This is a genomic window from Methylobacterium sp. yr668 (assembly GCF_900116245.1).
Lineage (GTDB): Bacteria > Pseudomonadota > Alphaproteobacteria > Rhizobiales > Beijerinckiaceae > Methylobacterium.
Genome location: NZ_FOZY01000001.1, coordinates 139,172 through 156,035 on the forward strand (window position 1 = coordinate 139,172; position 16,864 = coordinate 156,035).

General features: G+C 71.2%; 21 protein-coding genes and 1 pseudogene. 10 read left to right on the forward strand and 12 right to left on the reverse strand.

What is annotated here, in order from left to right; all coding sequences use genetic code 11:
• Positions 1-62: 62 nt before the first annotated feature.
• The 7 genes from proB to BM419_RS00695 all read right to left on the reverse strand — a co-directional run bounded on the left by proB (position 63) and on the right by BM419_RS00695 (position 5,238).
• Entirely contained in the window at positions 63-1,178 is a 1,116-nt protein-coding gene (proB, locus tag BM419_RS00665; RefSeq protein ID WP_020091481.1) for a glutamate 5-kinase, read from the reverse strand.
• A 70-nt stretch (positions 1,179-1,248) separates the two neighbouring features.
• Complete coding sequence (obgE, locus tag BM419_RS00670) at positions 1,249-2,277, reverse strand: GTPase ObgE (RefSeq protein WP_020091482.1); 1,029 nt, start codon at positions 2,275-2,277, stop codon at positions 1,249-1,251.
• Between the two features lie 88 nt (positions 2,278-2,365).
• Positions 2,366-2,962, reverse strand: a complete 597-nt coding sequence (locus tag BM419_RS00675) for a GNAT family N-acetyltransferase (protein ID WP_020091483.1) — start codon at positions 2,960-2,962, stop codon at positions 2,366-2,368.
• 186 nt (positions 2,963-3,148) lie between these two features.
• The gene (gene rpmA / locus BM419_RS00680; RefSeq protein ID WP_012317134.1) at positions 3,149-3,415 is read right to left on the reverse strand and encodes a 50S ribosomal protein L27; all 267 of its coding nucleotides are present in this window, start codon (positions 3,413-3,415) and stop codon (positions 3,149-3,151) included.
• An 84-nt stretch (positions 3,416-3,499) separates the two neighbouring features.
• Complete coding sequence (gene rplU / locus BM419_RS00685; protein ID WP_010683509.1) at positions 3,500-3,814, reverse strand: 50S ribosomal protein L21; 315 nt, start codon at positions 3,812-3,814, stop codon at positions 3,500-3,502.
• Positions 3,815-4,003: 189 nt separating this feature from the next.
• Positions 4,004-4,408, reverse strand: coding sequence for a hypothetical protein (locus BM419_RS00690; protein ID WP_234081062.1), 405 nt, complete (start codon positions 4,406-4,408; stop codon positions 4,004-4,006).
• A gap of 197 nt (positions 4,409-4,605) precedes the next feature.
• Entirely contained in the window at positions 4,606-5,238 is a 633-nt protein-coding gene (locus tag BM419_RS00695) for a YceI family protein (protein WP_020091485.1), read from the reverse strand.
• Positions 5,239-5,369: 131 nt separating this feature from the next.
• Here BM419_RS00695 and ruvA point away from each other — a divergent pair, with 131 nt between their 5' ends.
• The 9 genes and pseudogenes from ruvA to BM419_RS00735 all read left to right on the forward strand — a co-directional run bounded on the left by ruvA (position 5,370) and on the right by BM419_RS00735 (position 11,632).
• Complete coding sequence (ruvA, locus tag BM419_RS00700; RefSeq protein ID WP_020091486.1) at positions 5,370-5,987, forward strand: Holliday junction branch migration protein RuvA; 618 nt, start codon at positions 5,370-5,372, stop codon at positions 5,985-5,987.
• A 193-nt stretch (positions 5,988-6,180) separates the two neighbouring features.
• Positions 6,181-6,453, forward strand: a complete 273-nt coding sequence (locus BM419_RS32745) for a (2Fe-2S)-binding protein (protein WP_083916283.1) — start codon at positions 6,181-6,183, stop codon at positions 6,451-6,453.
• A gap of 44 nt (positions 6,454-6,497) precedes the next feature.
• A complete protein-coding gene (gene bfr / locus BM419_RS00710) occupies positions 6,498-6,995 on the forward strand; it encodes a bacterioferritin (protein ID WP_012317139.1) in 498 nt (165 codons plus the stop codon).
• Positions 6,996-7,114: 119 nt separating this feature from the next.
• Positions 7,115-7,912 carry a 4-hydroxy-tetrahydrodipicolinate reductase gene (dapB, locus tag BM419_RS00715; protein ID WP_020091487.1) on the forward strand — a complete coding sequence of 266 codons (798 nt, stop codon included), beginning with the start codon at positions 7,115-7,117 and terminating at the stop codon, positions 7,910-7,912.
• A gap of 17 nt (positions 7,913-7,929) precedes the next feature.
• Positions 7,930-8,568 carry a 2,3-bisphosphoglycerate-dependent phosphoglycerate mutase gene (locus BM419_RS00720; RefSeq protein WP_026604675.1) on the forward strand — a complete coding sequence of 213 codons (639 nt, stop codon included), beginning with the start codon at positions 7,930-7,932 and terminating at the stop codon, positions 8,566-8,568.
• The gene (locus tag BM419_RS00725; RefSeq protein WP_020091489.1) at positions 8,569-9,216 is read left to right on the forward strand and encodes an alpha-ketoglutarate-dependent dioxygenase AlkB; all 648 of its coding nucleotides are present in this window, start codon (positions 8,569-8,571) and stop codon (positions 9,214-9,216) included.
• Positions 9,217-9,268: 52 nt separating this feature from the next.
• A pseudogene (locus tag BM419_RS32750) lies at positions 9,269-10,132 on the forward strand (DUF817 domain-containing protein); the annotation flags it as partial.
• 54 nt (positions 10,133-10,186) lie between these two features.
• Positions 10,187-10,588, forward strand: coding sequence for a ribosomal maturation YjgA family protein (locus tag BM419_RS32755; RefSeq protein WP_042675207.1), 402 nt, complete (start codon positions 10,187-10,189; stop codon positions 10,586-10,588).
• 75 nt (positions 10,589-10,663) lie between these two features.
• Positions 10,664-11,632 carry a hypothetical protein gene (locus BM419_RS00735; protein ID WP_020091491.1) on the forward strand — a complete coding sequence of 323 codons (969 nt, stop codon included), beginning with the start codon at positions 10,664-10,666 and terminating at the stop codon, positions 11,630-11,632.
• Between the two features lie 4 nt (positions 11,633-11,636).
• On the opposite strand, the gene BM419_RS00740 is transcribed toward BM419_RS00735, so the two are convergent.
• The 3 genes from BM419_RS00740 to BM419_RS00750 form a co-directional block, all read right to left on the reverse strand.
• A complete protein-coding gene (locus tag BM419_RS00740; protein ID WP_020091492.1) occupies positions 11,637-13,256 on the reverse strand; it encodes a gamma-glutamyltransferase family protein in 1,620 nt (539 codons plus the stop codon).
• A gap of 157 nt (positions 13,257-13,413) precedes the next feature.
• The gene (locus tag BM419_RS00745; protein WP_020091493.1) at positions 13,414-13,836 is read right to left on the reverse strand and encodes a hypothetical protein; all 423 of its coding nucleotides are present in this window, start codon (positions 13,834-13,836) and stop codon (positions 13,414-13,416) included.
• A 136-nt stretch (positions 13,837-13,972) separates the two neighbouring features.
• Positions 13,973-14,776, reverse strand: a complete 804-nt coding sequence (locus tag BM419_RS00750) for a hypothetical protein (protein ID WP_091924405.1) — start codon at positions 14,774-14,776, stop codon at positions 13,973-13,975.
• A gap of 361 nt (positions 14,777-15,137) precedes the next feature.
• Here BM419_RS00750 and BM419_RS00755 point away from each other — a divergent pair, with 361 nt between their 5' ends.
• Positions 15,138-16,175 carry an aspartate-semialdehyde dehydrogenase gene (locus BM419_RS00755; RefSeq protein WP_020091495.1) on the forward strand — a complete coding sequence of 346 codons (1,038 nt, stop codon included), beginning with the start codon at positions 15,138-15,140 and terminating at the stop codon, positions 16,173-16,175.
• A gap of 71 nt (positions 16,176-16,246) precedes the next feature.
• On the opposite strand, the gene BM419_RS00760 is transcribed toward BM419_RS00755, so the two are convergent.
• Together BM419_RS00760 and BM419_RS00765 are read right to left on the reverse strand one after the other, a co-directional pair.
• Positions 16,247-16,459, reverse strand: a complete 213-nt coding sequence (locus BM419_RS00760; protein WP_042675209.1) for a hypothetical protein — start codon at positions 16,457-16,459, stop codon at positions 16,247-16,249.
• A 64-nt stretch (positions 16,460-16,523) separates the two neighbouring features.
• Positions 16,524-16,802 carry a DUF2312 domain-containing protein gene (locus BM419_RS00765; RefSeq protein WP_026604676.1) on the reverse strand — a complete coding sequence of 93 codons (279 nt, stop codon included), beginning with the start codon at positions 16,800-16,802 and terminating at the stop codon, positions 16,524-16,526.
• Between the last annotated feature and the right edge of the window lie 62 nt (positions 16,803-16,864).

A 16,864-nucleotide genomic window follows, 5' to 3' on the forward strand; every position in this document is an offset into this window, starting at 1 on the left:
CCGGGAACGGTGGCGATCATCGAGACAAAAATTGTAAATAGATTAGCTTGTGTCGACGATTTCTAGAATAGTGCCAAGTCATCGCGGTGCACCATCCAGGCGCGACCGGGATAATTGAGCAGTTCCGGAATGCGCGCGCTCGGATGACCGATGATCAGCGCGGCCTCGGCGCTGTCATAGGCCACGAGACCGCGGCCGAGGATCCGGCCCTCCGGATCGCGGATCATCACGGCATCGCCGCGGGAGAAGCTGCCCTCGATCGCGCGCACGCCCACGGGAAGCAGGCTGGCCCCGCTCCGGAGCGCCTGCTCGGCGCCCGCGTCGATCGTCAGGGTGCCGCGCGGCTCCAGCGAGCCGGCGATCCAGGTCTTCCGGGCGGCCGTGGGCGTGGACCCCGAGAGGAACCACGTGCAGCGCGCCCCGTCCCGCACGGCCTTCAGCGGGTTCTTCCCGCGCCCGTCCGCGATGACCAGGTGCGTGCCGCCCGAGGCCGCGATCTTGGCGGCCTCGACCTTGGTGCGCATGCCGCCCCGCGACAGCTCGGAGGCCGGGCCGCCGGCCATCGCCTCGATCTCGGGAGTGATCCGATCGACCACGGCGAGGTGGCGCGCCTCAGGATCGCTCTGGGGCGGCGCCGTGTAGAGGCCGTCGATGTCCGAGAACAGCACCAGCACGTCGGCGTCGATCATGGTGGCGACCCGGGCGGCGAGCCGGTCGTTGTCGCCGTAGCGGATCTCCGAGGTCGCCACCGTGTCGTTCTCGTTCACGACCGGCACCGCGCGCATCTCCAGGAGTTTCAGCACGGTGGCACGGGCGTTGAGGTAGCGGCGGCGCTCCTCGGTGTCCTGCGGCGTCACGAGGATCTGGCCGGCGACGATGCCGTGATGGCCCAGCGCCTCGGCCCAGTGGCGCGCGAGGGTGATCTGTCCGACCGAGGCCGCGCCCTGGCTCTCCTCCAGGCGCAGGACGCCGGGCGGCAGGCCCAGCACCGTCCGGCCGAGGGCGATGCTGCCCGAGGACACGACCAGGACGTCGACGCCGCGCCCGTGCAGCTCCGCGATGTCCTCGGCCAGCGCGGCGAGCCAGGCGTGGCGGAGGCGGCCGGCATTGCGGTCGACCAGCAGGGCCGAGCCGACCTTGATGACCACGCGGCGGAATTCTTCGAGGGCAGGGATCATGATTCTTGCGGGACGGCGCGTTCGGGGCGGGTGTGAACCAAGACCCGCCCTTTGAACAGTCGGTCGAGGGCTACGGCTGCCAGGCGGCCGCCGGCTTCCGCTCGGCTTCGGCGCTGGCATCGATCTCGGCCTGAAGCGCGCGTAGCGCCTCGGGAACGCCCTTCCGACTCGCCGAGGACAGGACCAGCGGCGCGCGGCCGGCGGCGCGCTTCAGCTTGGCCACCTGGCTCTTGAGCGTGTCGGCGTCGAGCGCGTCGGTCTTCGAGAGCGCCACGACTTCGGGCTTCTCCGCGAGGCCGTTGCCGTAGGCCTCGATCTCGCCGCGAACCAGCTTGTAGGTCTTGCCCGCATGCTCGCTCGTGCCGTCCACGAGGTGCAGCAGCACCCGGCAGCGCTCGACATGGGCGAGGAACCTGTCGCCGAGGCCGACGCCCTCGTGGGCGCCCTCGATCAGGCCCGGGATGTCGGCGAGCACGAACTCGCGCCCGTCCGAGCGAACCACGCCGAGGCCGGGATGCAGTGTCGTGAACGGGTAGTCGGCGATCTTCGGCTTCGCCGCGGTGACGCTCGCCAGGAAGGTCGACTTGCCGGCATTCGGGAGCCCGACGAGTCCGGCATCGGCGATCAGCTTGAGCCGCAGCCAGATCCACATCTCCTGGCCTTCCAGGCCGGGATTAGCGTGTTTCGGGGCCCGGTTCGTGGAGGTCGTGAAGTAGGCGTTGCCGAAGCCGCCGTTGCCGCCCTTGGCGAGGCGGATCTTCTGGCCGACCTCGGTCAGGTCGGCGAGCAGCGTCTCGCCGTCCTCGGAGAAGATCTGCGTGCCGGCCGGGACCTTCAGGACCGTGTCGGCGCCGTTGGCGCCGTGGCAGTTCGAGCCCATGCCGTGCTCGCCCTTCTTGGCCTTGAAGTGCTGCTGGTAGCGGTAGTCGATCAGGGTGTTGAGACCCTCGACGCACTCCACCCAGACATCGCCGCCGCGGCCGCCGTCACCGCCGTTCGGTCCACCGAACTCGATGAACTTCTCGCGCCGGAACGAGACGCAGCCGGGACCGCCATCACCGGAGCGGACATAGACCTTGGCTTCGTCGAGGAACTTCACGACCTGAATCCTTTGTCGGGCGCGGATTCGCGACCCGCACCATCACCCTGTCGGCGGCCGCCGGCCAGTCCGGCGCCGCGGGGCCGCCTCAGGCGGCCCGCGTCATCGCCGGCTCGGACGGCGGAGTCTGCCAGCGCTGCCGGTCGAGGCTGAAGAGATCGACCGGAAGGTCCGCGCCGCGCGCCGGAAAGGGCCGGATCGCGCTGCCGGCCTGCGCGAAGCCGCAGGTCTCCAGCACGCGCCGGGACGCCGGGTTGACCGTGCGGGCCGAGGCGGCGAGTTCCGTCCCGCCCGTATAGGCGAAGAACGCGTGGCACAGGGCCGTCACGGCCTCGGCCATCAGGCCGCTGCCCCAGTAGGGCTGCCCGAGCCAGTAGCCGAGTTCCGGCGGTCCGTCGCTCCGCCCCTCGATGCTGACGACGCCGATGAGGCTGCCCGGCGCCGCCCGCGGCGCGAGGGCGAGCGTGAGCGCCGAACCGGCGGCGTTCCGCGAGCGCGCCTGCAGCAGGAACGCGTCCACCTCCGGGGCCGGGAGCGGGTGCGGCACCCGCGCCAGCATCGCGGCGACCGACGGGTCGCCGGCCAGCTTCAGGATCGCGTCCCTGTCCTTGGCGGTCGGCCAGCGCAGCCACAGCCGCCGCGTCTCGATCCGGAAAACGTCATCACGGGTCAGATCGGGGAACATCGTGCCCTCGCAGGGCGGCGCTCCCGGCTCCGGGGCACCGCCTCAAGACGACGAAGGGGAGGATGGCGTCCCATCCTCCCCGGTGTTCCGTCCGACCTGGCCCGTCAGGGGCTCGGCAACGACGTCTCCGGTCCGGTGTGGGACACCGGGCGGGACGCCAGCTTCGCCACTCAGGGCGCCCGCCTCTTATTCCGCGGCCTCGGCCAGCGGGGTAACACCTACGAAGGCGCGCCCGCGGCGCGTCTCGAAGCGGACATGGCCCGGTACCAGCGCGAAGATCGTGTGGTCCTTACCCATGCCGACATTGGCGCCGGGATGCCATTTGGTGCCGCGCTGACGCACGATGATGTTGCCCGGAATGACGGCCTCCGAGCCGAACTTCTTGACGCCGAGGCGCCGGCCTTCCGAATCGCGACCGTTGCGGGACGAGCCGCCAGCCTTCTTGTGTGCCATGGGATGAGCTCCGAATTCTGAGTGGCGTGGATGCGGTCGCGGATCGGTCCCTCAGGACCGTACGCGCCCAGCGTCTGGCGTGCGTCAGGCCGAAATGCCGGTGATGCGCACGACCGTGTGGTCCTGGCGATGGCCGCGCTTGCGGCGGGAGTTCTGCCGGCGGCGCTTCTTGAAGGCGATGACCTTCTTGTCGCGGCCGTGGCGCACGATCTCGCCCGTGACGCTGATGCCCGACAGGGTCGGGGCGCCGACCTGGGTCGCGCCCGCGCCGTCGGCGAACAGGAGGACCTCGCCGAAGGTCACGGCCTCGCCGGCCTCGCCCGCCAGGGAGGCGATGGTGATGGTGTCGTTGGCGGCGACGCGGTACTGCTTACCGCCCGTCTTGATGACTGCGAACATCGTTCTCTCGTGTTCTCGAACGGCCTCCGGGGCGGCTGCCCCTGGACCGGCTTCTTGTTTGAAGTCATTGAACGGGCGTTCGGCCCGGACAACGCGAAACGCGCGGACCCCAGCTGAGGCCGCGCGCCATGCGGGGTCAGTACGGGCGCGGCGGCGCCGTGTCAATCCGCGGCGGCCTGCCGGGCGGTGTCACCGGATCGGCGCGCCGGTCGCCAGGATGCCCTTCGCGACGCTGCCCGCCGGGCCGAAGGCGGCGAGGGCCTGCGCGCACCACGTCTCCCGGCCGTCGGCGGCGAGCTGCTGGCGCACCTGCGTGGCGCGGGTGCGCAGCTTCTCCTCCAGGATCGCCTCCTGCCCGGCATTGACGCGTGCCGCGAGGCGGAGCGTCGTCAGCTGGCCGGCCCGGACCTGCACGCCCGGGCAGGCCTGCTCGGCGATGATGGTCGTGGCCGCCGCCGAGGCGTAATTGTCGAGGGCCGAGGCCGGCGCGGCCGGATTGGCCGGCGCGGCGGGCGCCTGCGCGGCGGCCGTCCCCGCGAGATTCAGCGTCAGGGCTAGCGTCAGGGCAAGGGTGGGGACACCGACACGCCGCACGGCTGAGACCTCCAGGGTAAGCATCGATCGGCGCGGTGGCGCACCCGCACCTTCGCGACGATGCCGGGCGCCGACCGGGAGACGCGCGTTCCCTTGGGCGCGCCCCTCGCCGCGGCGCCGCGACGGCGGCTGACTACACGTCCGGCGACGGGGCGTCACCCGCCGCGTCGGCCCGCGGTCGGCAGACAGACCGGCCGTCAGGGCGCGGCCTTGAACTCGCCCTCGATGCGCAGGCTCACCTCGTCGCCGAGCTGCGGCAGGTAGGCGTTGATGCCGAAATCCGAGCGCTTGACGACCGCGCGCCCGTCGAAGCCCACGGTGTAGCGCTGGTCCACAGGGTGGATGCCGGCCTGGTTGAAGGTGGCGTCGATCGCGAACGGCCGGACCGTCCCACGCAGGTTGAGGTCGCCGGTGATCCGCGCGGTGGTCGGGCTGGTGGGCTCGACCTTGGTGGCGGTGAAGGTGGCGCTCGGGAACTTGGCCGTGTCGAAGAAATCCGGGGCCGCGAAGTGCTCGTTCAGCCGGGTGCTGCCGGTGATGACGCCGCCGAGCGGCACAGTCACCTCGAGGCGGCTCTTCTCGGGCGCCTTCGGGTCGAGCTGGAGCGTGCCGCTCAGGCCGGTGAACTGGCCGTAATAGGTCGAGTAGCCGAGATGCGAGACCGACCACGTGACCTTGCCGTGATCCGGATCGAGGACGTAGCTGCCGGGCCGGACCTGCGTCGGATCCGCGCTCGGCGCGACCGGTGCGGGCGGGGCTGCCGGGTTGTCCGCCGCCCGGGCCGGGCCGGCGCAGAGCAGGCCGATCAGGACAAGAAGTGGCGCGCGCATGTCATCCCCCCGTGACCGGCCAAGCTCGGCCGGCGCGGGCCCGTGATTTCATGATCTCCCTGCGCGCTCAAGCACGTCTGGCGAAGGCCGCCGCGGTTCTGTAGGCAAGCCGAGGTAGCGGCAGGCGTGGCATGATCGGCAAGCTCAAGGGCGTCGTGGACTCGTTCGGCGAGGATTTCGTGATCCTCGACGTGTCGGGGGTCGGCTACATCGTTCACTGCTCGGCGCGGACCCTGCAGCGCATGCCCAAGGTCGGCGAGCCCGCGGCGCTGTCGATCGAGACCCACGTCCGCGAGGACATGATCCGCCTCTACGGCTTCCGCTCGGACGCCGAGCGCGAGTGGTTCCGCCTGCTCCAGACCGTCCAGGGCGTCGGCGCGCGGGTGGCGCTCGGCGTTCTGTCGGTGCTGGAGCCCGAGGCGCTGGCGAGCGCCATCGCCACCGGCGACAAGGGCTCGATCAGCCGGGCCCCGGGCGTCGGGCCGCGCCTCGCCGCCAGGCTCGCCGCCGAGCTCAAGGACAAGGCCCCGGCCTTCGCGCCCGTCGATCCCGCGCTGGTCGCCCTTGCGGGCGCCGTCGAGGAGGGCGCCGCCCCGCAGCCGGTGGCGGACGCCGTCTCGGCACTGGTCAATCTCGGCTACCCGCAGGTCCAGGCCGCCGCCGCCATCGCGGCCGCGCTCAAGGGTGCGGGGGAGGGCGCCGAGGCCAAGGTGCTCATCCGGCTCGGCCTGCGCGAACTCGCCCGCTGACGGCCCGACCTGACAGTTGGGGCGCACTTAGATCGCACGCCCTTGACCCGCGCGGGCGGCGGTGCCATGTCGACCCGCGCCAATAAGGTATTGAAAAGCAAGCTACTTTTCAATTCTTCTAAACTGGCGCGGGTGCCCCGGACGGTCGTCGACGACCGCGGCGGGCACGGGGATGACGGGATTTGCGGCGCGCATGATCGTCTGTTCTTGTAACGTCTTATCGGACGGCGCCGTGCGCGGCTGCCTCGCCCCCGGACCCGGCTGCCCGCGCACGCCCGCGCAGGTCTACGCCTGCCTCGGCTGCAGCCCGAAATGCGGGCGCTGCGCCCGCACGATCCGCGCGATCATGCAGACCGCGCTGGGCGAGGCCGCGGCGGCGGAGAGCAGCCATGCTTGCACGACGGCTTGCGCGAGCGCCTGTAGTTTGGTGAAATTCCAAACTGCGGATGAGGGAGTCGCGGCCTGATGCTTCTACCCCCCGCCTGAGAGCACGGTAAGGAGTACGGGGGCATGAAGGGCGACACCAAGGTCATCGAGTATCTGAATCGCGGCCTGCGCAGCGAGCTGACGGCCGTCAGCCAGTACTGGCTGCATTTCCGCATGCTCAATGACTGGGGCTACGTCGAGCTGGCGAAGTTCTGGCGCAAGGAATCGATCGAGGAGATGAACCACGCCGACCGGTTCATCGACCGGATCCTGTTCCTCGACGGGTTCCCGAATCTGCAGGAGCTCGACCCGCTGCGGATCGGCCAGAACGTTCAGGAGATCCTGGAATCCGATCTCGCCGCCGAGAACGAGGCCCGCAGCCTCTACCTCGAGGCCGCGAAGTACTGCGATTCGATCAACGACCGCGTGTCCAAGCGCCTCTTCGAGGATCTGGCCGAGGACGAGGAGGGTCACATCGACTTCCTCGAGACCCAGCTCGAGCTGATCAAGCAGATCGGCCTGCCGCTCTACGCGCAGAAGCATATCGGCGGCCTCGAGCAGATCGCCCCCGAGAAGGAGTGACAGCGCCCGGGCTCCCGCCGCCCGCGCGGCGGAGCGGGGACCCGGACAGTGATGCGGGCAGGGGTGGGGCCGGCGCGGCCGCGTTCCTGCCCGCCTGAGACGGCAAGCTGGGGAACGGGATGCGGCTCGTGGTGGTCGGCGCCGACGGGCGCATGGGGCGGATGCTGATCCGCGCGGTGGCGCAGGCCGAGGGCTGCACGCTCTCAGCGGCGATCGAGCGCGACGGCTCGCCGGCGCTCGGCGAGGACGCCGGCGTCCTCGCCGGGCTGCCACCCCTCGACGTTCCCGTCACCGACGACGCCCTCACGGCCTTCGCGGGCGCCGACGGCGTCCTCGACTTCACCGCGCCGGCCGCCACGGTCGCCTTCGCCGAGCTCGCCGCCCAGGCGCGCATCGTCCACGTCGTCGGCACGACCGGCCTCTCGGAGGACGATTTCGTCAAGCTGAAGGCGGCCTCGTACCACGCCCGCATCGTGCAGTCGGGCAACATGTCGCTCGGCATCAACCTGATGGCCGCGCTGGTCCGGCGGGTCGCCAAGGCCCTGGGCGACGAGTTCGACATCGAGATCGCCGAGATGCACCACCGCATGAAGGTGGACGCCCCCTCCGGCACCGCGCTGATGCTCGGCGAGGCCGCCGCGGAGGGCCGCGGCGTCGACCTGAAGGCGGTTCGGGTCTCGACCCGGGACGGGCATACCGGCGCCCGCCGGCCGGGCGATATCGGCTTCGCCACCCTGCGGGGCGGCAGCGTCGTCGGCGACCACAGCGTGATCTTCGCCGGAACCGGCGAGAGCCTGACGATCAGCCACCACGCCGCCGACCGGGGCCTGTTCGCCACGGGCGCCGTCAAGGCCGCGCTCTGGGCGCATCCCAAGCCGCCGGGGCTCTACACCATGACCGACGTGCTCGGCCTGTGACCGGCGGCGCGACGGCGATGGAGCGGCTCCTCATCCTCGTCCGGCACGGCCAGAGCGAGTGGAACCTGAAGAACCTGTTCACCGGCTGGCGCGACCCGGACCTCACCGAACGCGGCGTCGCCGAGGCCCGGGCCGCCGGGCGCGGCCTCAAGAGGGACGGCTACGGGTTCGACGTGGCCTTCACCTCCGAGTTGGTCCGCGCGCAGCGCACCTGTGCGCTGATCCTCGAGGAGATGGGCCTGTCCGAGATCCCGGTCCTGCGCGAGCGCGCCCTCAACGAGCGCGATTACGGCGACCTCTCCGGCCTCAACAAGGACGAGGCCCGCGCCCGCTGGGGCGACGCGCAGGTCCACGCCTGGCGCCGGGGCTACGACGTGCGGCCGCCCGGCGGCGAGAGCCTGAAGGACACGGCCGCGCGGGTTCTGCCCTGCTACGTCGCGACGATCCTGCCGCGCGTGATGGCCGGCCAGCGGGTCCTGGTGGCGGCCCACGGGAACTCGCTCCGCGCCCTGGTGATGGTCCTCGACGGATTGACCGAGGCGCAGGTGCCCGATCTCCAGATCCGGACCGGCGTGCCGCTGGTCTACCGCCTGAACGCCGACACCACGGTCGCCTCCAAGACCGTGCTGGAGCAGGTCGTCGACGCGGACCGCTGAGTGGCGACGGAACTCGGACCGGGCCTGATCCACCATCCGGGCTTCCTCGACGCGGCGGCCCGCGCGCGGCTCGCCGCGGAGATCGCCGCGGTTCTCGCCGAGGCGCCGCCCGTGACGCCGCGCATGCCCCGCACCGGCAAGCCGTTCTCGGTGCGGATGTCGAATGCCGGACCCCTCGGCTGGGTCTCCGACGTCGTGGGCTACCGCTACCAGCCGCACCATCCCGAGACCGGTCGACCCTGGCCGGCCCTGCCGCCGACCGCCCGCGCGGCCTGGGAGACGCTGGCGGCCTATCCGGCTCCGCCGGAAGCCTGCCTCGTCAACATCTACGCGCCGGGGACCCGCATGGGCCTCCACCAGGACCGCGACGAGGCGGATCTCGCCGCGCCGGTCGTGTCGCTGTCCCTCGGCGCGGCGGCCCTGTTCCGCTACGGCGGCCTGAGCCGGTCGGACCCGACCCGCTCGGTCCGGCTGCAGGCCGGCGACGCACTGGTGATGGGTGGCGCCGCGCGGCTCGTCTTCCACGGCATCGACCGGCTCTACCCGGACGGCGACCTGCTGGAAGCGGCGGACGGGCCCGGGTTCCTGCCGCCGGGCGGCCGCTGCAATCTCACCCTGCGACGCGTCACGGTGCCGGCCACGCCATGATGCGCGACACGCCATGACGCGCGAGCGAGATCCGGAGCCGGTGCCGACCGCGATGCCGCCGGCGATCCCCGGCGGGCGCGTCAGCGCGGCAGCGCAGTGGCCGGCGCTCGCCGGCTTCGTCGCGGCCGAGGCCCGCCTCCAGGAGGCGGTCCTGGCGCGCGGGCGCGTCACGGCCGGGCTCTACGAGTTCGTCCGGTTCGGGCTCAAGCAGGGCTGGGCCTGCCTGTTCGGCGGCCTGCTCCTGGCGCTCATGCTCGGCACGCGCCTCGTCTGGCCGGCCCACGCGCCCGTCGCCCGGTACGACGCGCTGTTCCTCGCCGCCCTCGTGCTCCAGGTCGCGATGCTGCGGCTGCGGATGGAGACGTGGTCGGAGGCCCGGGTGATCCTGGTCTTCCACGTCATCGGCACGGCCATGGAGATCCACAAGACCGCGATCGGCAGCTGGGTCTACCCGGAGGCGAACCTGTTCCGGCTCGGCGGCGTCCCGCTGTTCACGGGCTTCATGTACGCGGCGGTCGGCAGCTATCTCGCCCGCGTCTGGCGCCTGTTCGATTTCCGGTTCACGCGGCACCCGAGCCTGCGCCTGCTCGCGGTCCTGTCGGTGGCGATCTACGTCAATTTCCTCATCGATCATCGCGGCATCGACCTGCGTGTCGGACTCATCGCGGTCGCGGTCGCGGCCTTCGCCCCCGCGACCGTGTACTTCAAGGTCTGGCGGGAGCACCGCACCATGCCGCTCCTGCTCGGCCTGCTGCTCGTCGCGCTGTTCATCTGGTTCGCCGAGAATCTCGGCACACTGTCCGGCACGTGGCTCTACCCGAACCAGCGGCAGCACTGGTCCATCGTCCCGGTGGCCAAGCTCTCGTCCTGGTTCCTGCTGATGATCGTGTCCTACACGCTGGTCGCGCGGGTGAACGGCATCGCGACCTGGCCGGCCGTGCTGGCCGCGCCCGCGCGTCGGGAGCTGCCGATGGCCCGCGCGACCCATCTCGGCCTCGCGGCCGCGGTGATCGCCCTCGGCCTGCTGCTGCGCGTGCCGCACTGGGGCCTGCCGCTCGCGATCCACCATTACGGCGGCGGGATCCTGTGGGGGGCGATGCTGTTCCTTCTGGTCGCGGCCCTGCGACCCGGCAGCTGGGGCCTGCGCACCTGCCTGATCGCCGCCTTCGCGGCCGCCGCGCTCATCGAGAGCAGCCGGCTCGTCCACACGCCGGCCTTCGACGCCTTCCGGACGACCCTGCCGGGTCAGCTCCTCCTCGGCTCCATCTTCTCGCCGTGGAATCTCCTCGCCTACGGCGTCGGGATCGGCGCCGCCGCCGCGCTCGCGCTTTCCCTTCATCGTGAACGCAGGCGCGCCGCGTTGCCGGCTTGACAGAACAGGTCGCCCGGCAGACCCATCGGGTGCGGACTAACCCAAAGTTGGGTCCACCAGGAGAACCGGTTTTCGATGCGGATGCGCAACCTGACGCTGCGTCTCGGACGGGTTCTATGCGCAGCCGCGCTGGCGGCCAGCCTCGGCTCGGCCGCCCGGGCCGGCGATCCCGTCTATCCCGCGGGCTCGCGCTTCGGCTTCGACCCGCCCGCCGACATGTCGCTGTCGCGGCGCTTCTCGGGCTTCGAGCGGAAAGAGGGTGGCGCGACCGTGTCGGTCGTCGAATTGCCCGCGAACGCCTTCGCGGAGCTCGTCAGCGGCTTCACCGACGCCAACCTGCTGAGCCAAGGCTTCGCGGTCGAGAAGCGCGAGGAGGTCAAGATCGGCGACAACGAGGGCATGCTCTACACCGGTGAGCAGCCCGCCGATCCCGGCTCGTCCGCGCCGGCTATCCGGAAGTGGATCCTCGTGGTTGGCACACCGACCGTGACCGGGCTGATCATCGCCCAGGCGCTGCCCGACGCCGAGACCGAGGCCTCGATGCGCAAGATGGTGACCGGCGTCACCCTCCGGCCGGCCCTGTCGCTGACCCAGCAGGTCGACGCGCTGCCCTTCCGCATCGCCGACATGGCGGGCTTCCGGCCCGTGCGGGTGATGGCCGGCAACTCGGTCCTCCTCACCAGCGGCCCGAAGGACCAGATGCAGAATCTGGAACAGCCGATCCTCGTCCTCGCGCAGGCCGTGCAGCAGCCGCCCGGGGCCGAGCAGCGGGACGGCTTCGCCCGCGCCGCCCTGGCGTCCAATCAGACCCTCAAGGACTTCGTCATCGAGCGGGCGCAGAGCTACCGCTCGAACGGCGTCGACTGGCACGAGATCGTGGCCCGCGCCCTCGATCAGCCGACCAACCAGCCCGTCGTGGTCATGCAGACCATCCGGTTCGCACCGGACGGCTACGTCCGCGCCCTCGGCGTCGTGCGGCAGGATCAGCGCGACGGCGTCCTCGCCAAGTTCCGCCAGGTGGTGGACAGCGTGCAGGTCAAGTAGCGCGTCACCAGACCACGGCCTGCCCGTCGCGGCGCGGGTCGCTCGCGGCCACGTAGCCCTCGACGGCCGGATCGCCCATCCGCCAGATGAACTGGCCAGCGCCGAAATCCTGGTAGCTGTCCTCGATCACCTCGAGTTCGTGGCCGAGGGCCTTCAGGCGCTCCAGGGTCGCGCCCGGCATCGCCGCCTCGACGTTGATGTCGAGGCCCTCGTTCACCCGCCACCGCGGCGCGTCGCAGGCCGCCTGCGGGTTCTGGCCGTGGTCGATCATCCGCACCAGGGTCTGGACGTGCCCCTGCGGCTGCATGTTGCCGCCCATCACGCCGAAGCTCATCACCGGGGCTCCGTCCTTCGTGAGGAAGCCCGGGATGATGGTGTGGAACGGGCGCTTGCCGGGCGCCACCACGTTGGGGCTCTCCGGAACGAGCACGAAGCCGTAGCCGCGATTCTGCAGGGAGATGCCCCAGCCCGGGACGACCACGCCGGAGCCGAAGCCCATGAAGTTCGACTGGATGAAGCTCACCATCATGCCGGACTCGTCGGCCGCGGTGAGGTAGATCGTGCCGCCCGCGGGCGGCTTGCCCGGCCCGAAGACCTGGGCGCGATTCCGGTCGATCAGCTTGGCGCGCTCCGCGAGGTAGGCTGGGTCGAGCATGGCCTCCGGCGTCACCTCCATCCCGCGGGGGTCGGCGACGTACCGGTAGGTGTCGCTGAAGGCGAGCTTCATCGCCTCGATCTGCAGGTGCTGCGACTCCGGCCCATCGACCGGCAGGCCGCCGAGGTCGAACTGCTCGAGGAGGCCCAGCGCGATCTGCGCCGCGATACCCTGGCCGTTCGGCGGGATCTCGTGCAGCGTGTAGCCGTGATAGTCCTTCGCGGTCGGCGTGACCCATTCGGGGCGGAACGCCGCGAGGTCGGCGGCGGTCATCGCGCCGCCGTTGGCCCGCGCGTGCGCGGCGATCGCCTCGGCGATCTCGCCCCGGTAGAAGGCCTCGCCCTTGGTCTCGCCGATCAGCCGAAGGGTCTTCTCGGCACCCGGGAAGGTCACCAGCTCGCCGACATCCGGCGCCCGGCCCCGCGGCAGGAAGAACTCCGAGAAGCCCGGCTGGCGGGTGATCGCCTCGATCCGGGCCGCGGCCGCCCATTTCTGCTGGACCACCACCGGCGCGAGGTAGCCCCGCTCGGCGATGCGGATCGCGGGCTGCATCAGGTCGGCGAAGGGGAGGCGGCCGAAGCGCTCGCTCAGCGCCGCCCAGGCGGCGACCGCGCCCGGCACGGTGACCGAGTCCCAGCCGCGCATCGGCGGCCGCTCGCCGGCGCCGTACTTCTTCAGGAAGTAGTCCCGGCTCCAGGCGGCCGGCGCCCCGCCGGAAGCGTTGAGGCCGTGCAGCGCCTTCCCGTCCCACAGGATGCAGAAGGCGTCGGAGCCGAGACCGTTGCTGCACGGCTCGGTGACGGTCTTAGCGGCCGCCGTGGCGATCGCGGCATCGACCGCGTTGCCGCCGGCCTGGAGCATCTGGATGCCGGCCTGCGCCGCCAGCGCGTGCGAGGTCGCCACGCAGTTGCGCCCGAACATCGGCATCCGCAGCGACGGATACCCGGTCACCCAGTCGAACGGCTTCATCGCTCAGTTCCCGGTCTCGGCAGCCCACGCGCTCCCGCGGCACTTGGCATACAGGATATCCGGCCCCGGTGAAGGCGTGGCCGGGCATGCCCGCCAACGAAAAACGCGGGCCCGAGGACCCGCGCTTCGTGAACGTGATGCTGCCTTGCCGGGCCGCTCAGTAGGGGCGGCCGTAGAGCGGCGAGGTCGGGTCCAGCCGGTCGACGAAGGAGAGGTCGACGTTGCGGATCGCCGAGGAACGGGCGCCGATGAACGGCCCGTTGGTGATCGGATCCGGCAGGATGCCGCGGCCGAAGCGGTCCGTCGGGCCGTAGGGCGGGGTCAGCTGGTTGGACGCCGCGATCAGGTAGGGGTTCAGGGCCGGGTTGCGCGAGCCGCCGGCGCCCGGAACGTTCGAGGTCAGCGGCACGTTACCGGCATCGAGCCAGCTGCGCGGGCGCACTCGGATCGGGAGCGGCCGGCTGACCCGGTAGATCGGGCCGGGGACGTAGCCATCCTGAGCCTGGGCGGGCGCGGAGGCCAGGGCGCCGAGGCCGGTGGCGGCGACGACGCCGAGAAGGGCGATCTTGAGCGAGCGCATGGCCAACCTTGTCCTTGAGTGCCATCAGTATGGCGACCGAAGCTTAACAGTTCGCCGCCTTTGACGATAAGACGCTTGGGCGAGGCTGTTGTTCCGCCCTTATGGCTGAGCTTGTGCGTTTTGCCACACTCCGGCCTCATTTTTTATTTTGCGGCCGCCGGATTAACGATCCGACCCTCCCGGGAGGCTCTGTCGCGGCCGATGCCGGGCACGCGCCCGCCGGATCGGGCGCGACCGAGAAGGCCGCCGTCGTGGCGGCATCGGCGAGGTCGACGAGGCTCAGCGCGTCGAGCATGCAGCCGAGGGCCTGCGGCTCCGGCGGGTGCGCGAGGGGCGCGCAGAGCCATCCGTCGAGCTGGAAAGCCGTGTCGCGCGTGACGAAGCCGGTGCAGGTCCGCTGCGCGGGGCCCGCGAAGGTCACCTCCAGGGTCTCGACCGCACCGAACTTCGTGCGGATCTGATCGCGGGCGCCGGTCCGGGCCACCGCCAGGGCCGGCCGGTCGAGGGCCGGACCGTTCGCGGCGCGCCGGGCCATGAGGACGAAGAGCGTCGGCGGTGCGCCCGAGCGGGGCCCGCGGGTGAGCTGGACCCGCAGGACCGGCGCCTCGATCGCCGCGACGTCGCCCCGGATGAGGGTGTCCTCGCGCAGCCCGGTCCGCGGATCGACGCGGGCGGACACGCGCACCGGATCGAGCCCGGGTTCCGCGAGCCCGAACTGGGCGACCGAGGCCGCGGGCGGTGCCGGCGAGGCCTGGACCGACGGGACGAAGGCGGTCTCCGCGGCCGGCGGCGGCGCGGGCGCGGAGGTCGGGTTCTCGCCGGGCCAGCGGGGGAGGGCCCACAGGACGGCAATCGCCGCCGCGGCGAGGGCGATGCGCAGGCCGAGAGATCCCGGGGAGACCGGGGCGTCCGGCGCGCGCGCGGCCCGGCCGCCCGGCACGCCGAGCCCGATCCGATCGACGAGGGGCGCTGTTCCGGTCAGGGTCGTGCTCCGTGGCGGCGGGAGGCCGCGGGGTGGACGCCAGCGTCGCGCCGAAGGATTGAATTCCCTCTGCCGGCCCGAGACCGTCACCGGGTTTCCGGAGGCAGGGTGAATCGAGTGTTGCGCCGTCGGCGGCCTTGACAGCACGCGCCCTTGCGCGCCTTGCTCGACCCGGCCGTCGCCCCCACCTCCGCGGAGGACGGGGTCTGCGGCCGCGCCCGTTTGGCGGGCGCGTCCGGCACGAACGATCCTTCGGCCGATTGTACTGGCACAGGCGCGGCACCCGGATCGGTCGGGGTTTTCCGCGCGGAGACGAGAGATGGGTTACAAGGTCGCCGTCGTCGGCGCCACGGGCAACGTGGGCCGCGAGATGCTCGATATCCTGGCCGAGCGGGCTTTCCCCGCCGACGAGGTCGTGGCGCTGGCCTCGCGCCGCAGCCAGGGTCAGGAAGTCTCCTACGGCGACAAGACGCTCAAGGTCAAAACGCTGGACACGTACGACTTCTCCGACACCGACATCTGCCTGATGTCGGCCGGCGGCGAGGCGTCGAAGGAGTGGTCGCCCCGCATCGGCCAGCAGGGCTGCGTGGTCATCGATAACTCGTCGGCGTTCCGCTACGACGCCGACGTGCCGCTGATCGTGCCCGAGGTGAACGCCGACGCGGTGGTGGGCTTCACCAAGCGCAACATCATCGCCAACCCGAACTGCTCGACCGCCCAGCTGGTCGTCGCGCTGAAGCCCCTCCACGAGGCGGCCACGATCAAGCGCGTCGTCGTGTCGACCTACCAGTCGGTCTCCGGCGCCGGCAAGGAGGCGATGGACGAGCTGTTCAACCAGACCCGCGCCGTGTTCACCGCCGGCGAGATCAAGCAGGGCGGCAAGTTCACGAAGCGCATCGCCTTCAACGTCATCCCCCACATCGACGTGTTCATGGAGGATGGCTACACGAAGGAAGAGTGGAAGATGGTCGCCGAGACCAAGAAGATGCTCGACCCGAAGATCAAGCTGACGGCGACCGCCGTCCGCGTGCCGGTCTTCATCGGTCACGCGGAATCGGTGAACGTCGAGTTCGAGCAGCCGCTCACCGCCGAGAAGGCGACCGAGATCCTGCGCGCCGCCCCCGGCGTGCTGGTGATCGATAAGCGCGAGAACGGCGGCTACATGACCCCCCACGAGGCGGCCGGCGAGGACGCGACCTACATCTCGCGCATCCGCGAGGACGCGACGGTGGAGAACGGCCTGAACTTCTGGTGCGTCTCGGACAACCTGCGCAAGGGCGCGGCCCTCAACGCGATCCAGATCGCCGAGGTGCTCGTCAATCGTAAGCTGCTGAACCGCGCCAAGCGCGCCGCCTGAGACTGTTTCCTCTCCCGCTGGGGGAGGGGGCTCTGTCCGACGGATCCTCGGGACACGGTCCCGAGGATCCGTCACGGCTCGGGATCGTGACGCGGATCGGTGGTGCGGACCTTCCGTCCGCGACGTGTCCGCACTGCGTGCGCGGGCCGGCTGTTCATAGCCGAGAGGCTTCGCGGCCGCTCGTTGAGCGCCGCGACCATTCCGGTCATCGACGGCCCGAAGCGGGCCGGGGGACGGTTCACCGACGCCCGATCGCTGTTACCGACCGTCGCCTCGTCGAACACCGCTGTGCGGCTCCGTCGGATGCGGCAGGCGCGGACCGGGCGGACTTCTCGCCGCCCGTTCCGGCTACGCCATGCCGAGGGCTTGCATGTAGAGCTCGAGGATCGCCTCCTGCTCCTGGCGCTCGCTGTGGTCCTGCTTGCGGATGCGCAGGATCGTCCGGACGGCCTTCGCGTCGAAGCCCCGGCCCTTCAGTTCGGCGAACACCTCCTTGATGTCGCCCATGATGCCGGCCTTCTCCTCCTCGAGACGCTCCAGGCGCTCGATGAACTGCTTCAGCTCGTCCGCGGCCACGCCCTCGGCCGACGAGACGTCGCCGCCGGGCCGCTGCGCGGCGGTGGGCATCGAATGGGCGTTCATGGGGCTCTCCCGAATGCACGGCGCGGTTGCGCCCTGGACCCGTGGTT

Excerpts from the sequence above, each read along its gene's own strand:
- BM419_RS00765 (WP_026604676.1), bottom strand. The coding sequence starts at position 16,802 with ATGCCCACCGCCGCGCAGCGGCCCGGCGGCGACGTCTCGTCGGCCGAG.
- BM419_RS00755 (WP_020091495.1), top strand. The coding sequence starts at position 15,138 with ATGGGTTACAAGGTCGCCGTCGTCGGCGCCACGGGCAACGTGGGCCGC.
- ruvA (WP_020091486.1), top strand. The coding sequence starts at position 5,370 with ATGATCGGCAAGCTCAAGGGCGTCGTGGACTCGTTCGGCGAGGATTTC.
- dapB (WP_020091487.1), top strand. The coding sequence starts at position 7,115 with ATGCGGCTCGTGGTGGTCGGCGCCGACGGGCGCATGGGGCGGATGCTG.
- bfr (WP_012317139.1), top strand. The coding sequence starts at position 6,498 with ATGAAGGGCGACACCAAGGTCATCGAGTATCTGAATCGCGGCCTGCGC.
- BM419_RS32755 (WP_042675207.1), top strand. The coding sequence starts at position 10,187 with ATGGCCCGCGCGACCCATCTCGGCCTCGCGGCCGCGGTGATCGCCCTC.
- rplU (WP_010683509.1), bottom strand. The coding sequence starts at position 3,814 with ATGTTCGCAGTCATCAAGACGGGCGGTAAGCAGTACCGCGTCGCCGCC.
- BM419_RS32745 (WP_083916283.1), top strand. The coding sequence starts at position 6,181 with ATGATCGTCTGTTCTTGTAACGTCTTATCGGACGGCGCCGTGCGCGGC.
- proB (WP_020091481.1), bottom strand. The coding sequence starts at position 1,178 with ATGATCCCTGCCCTCGAAGAATTCCGCCGCGTGGTCATCAAGGTCGGC.
- BM419_RS00740 (WP_020091492.1), bottom strand. The coding sequence starts at position 13,256 with ATGAAGCCGTTCGACTGGGTGACCGGGTATCCGTCGCTGCGGATGCCG.
- rpmA (WP_012317134.1), bottom strand. The coding sequence starts at position 3,415 with ATGGCACACAAGAAGGCTGGCGGCTCGTCCCGCAACGGTCGCGATTCG.
- BM419_RS00745 (WP_020091493.1), bottom strand. The coding sequence starts at position 13,836 with ATGCGCTCGCTCAAGATCGCCCTTCTCGGCGTCGTCGCCGCCACCGGC.
- BM419_RS00720 (WP_026604675.1), top strand. The coding sequence starts at position 7,930 with ATGGAGCGGCTCCTCATCCTCGTCCGGCACGGCCAGAGCGAGTGGAAC.
- BM419_RS00695 (WP_020091485.1), bottom strand. The coding sequence starts at position 5,238 with ATGCGCGCGCCACTTCTTGTCCTGATCGGCCTGCTCTGCGCCGGCCCG.
- BM419_RS00675 (WP_020091483.1), bottom strand. The coding sequence starts at position 2,962 with ATGTTCCCCGATCTGACCCGTGATGACGTTTTCCGGATCGAGACGCGG.
- BM419_RS00735 (WP_020091491.1), top strand. The coding sequence starts at position 10,664 with ATGCGGATGCGCAACCTGACGCTGCGTCTCGGACGGGTTCTATGCGCA.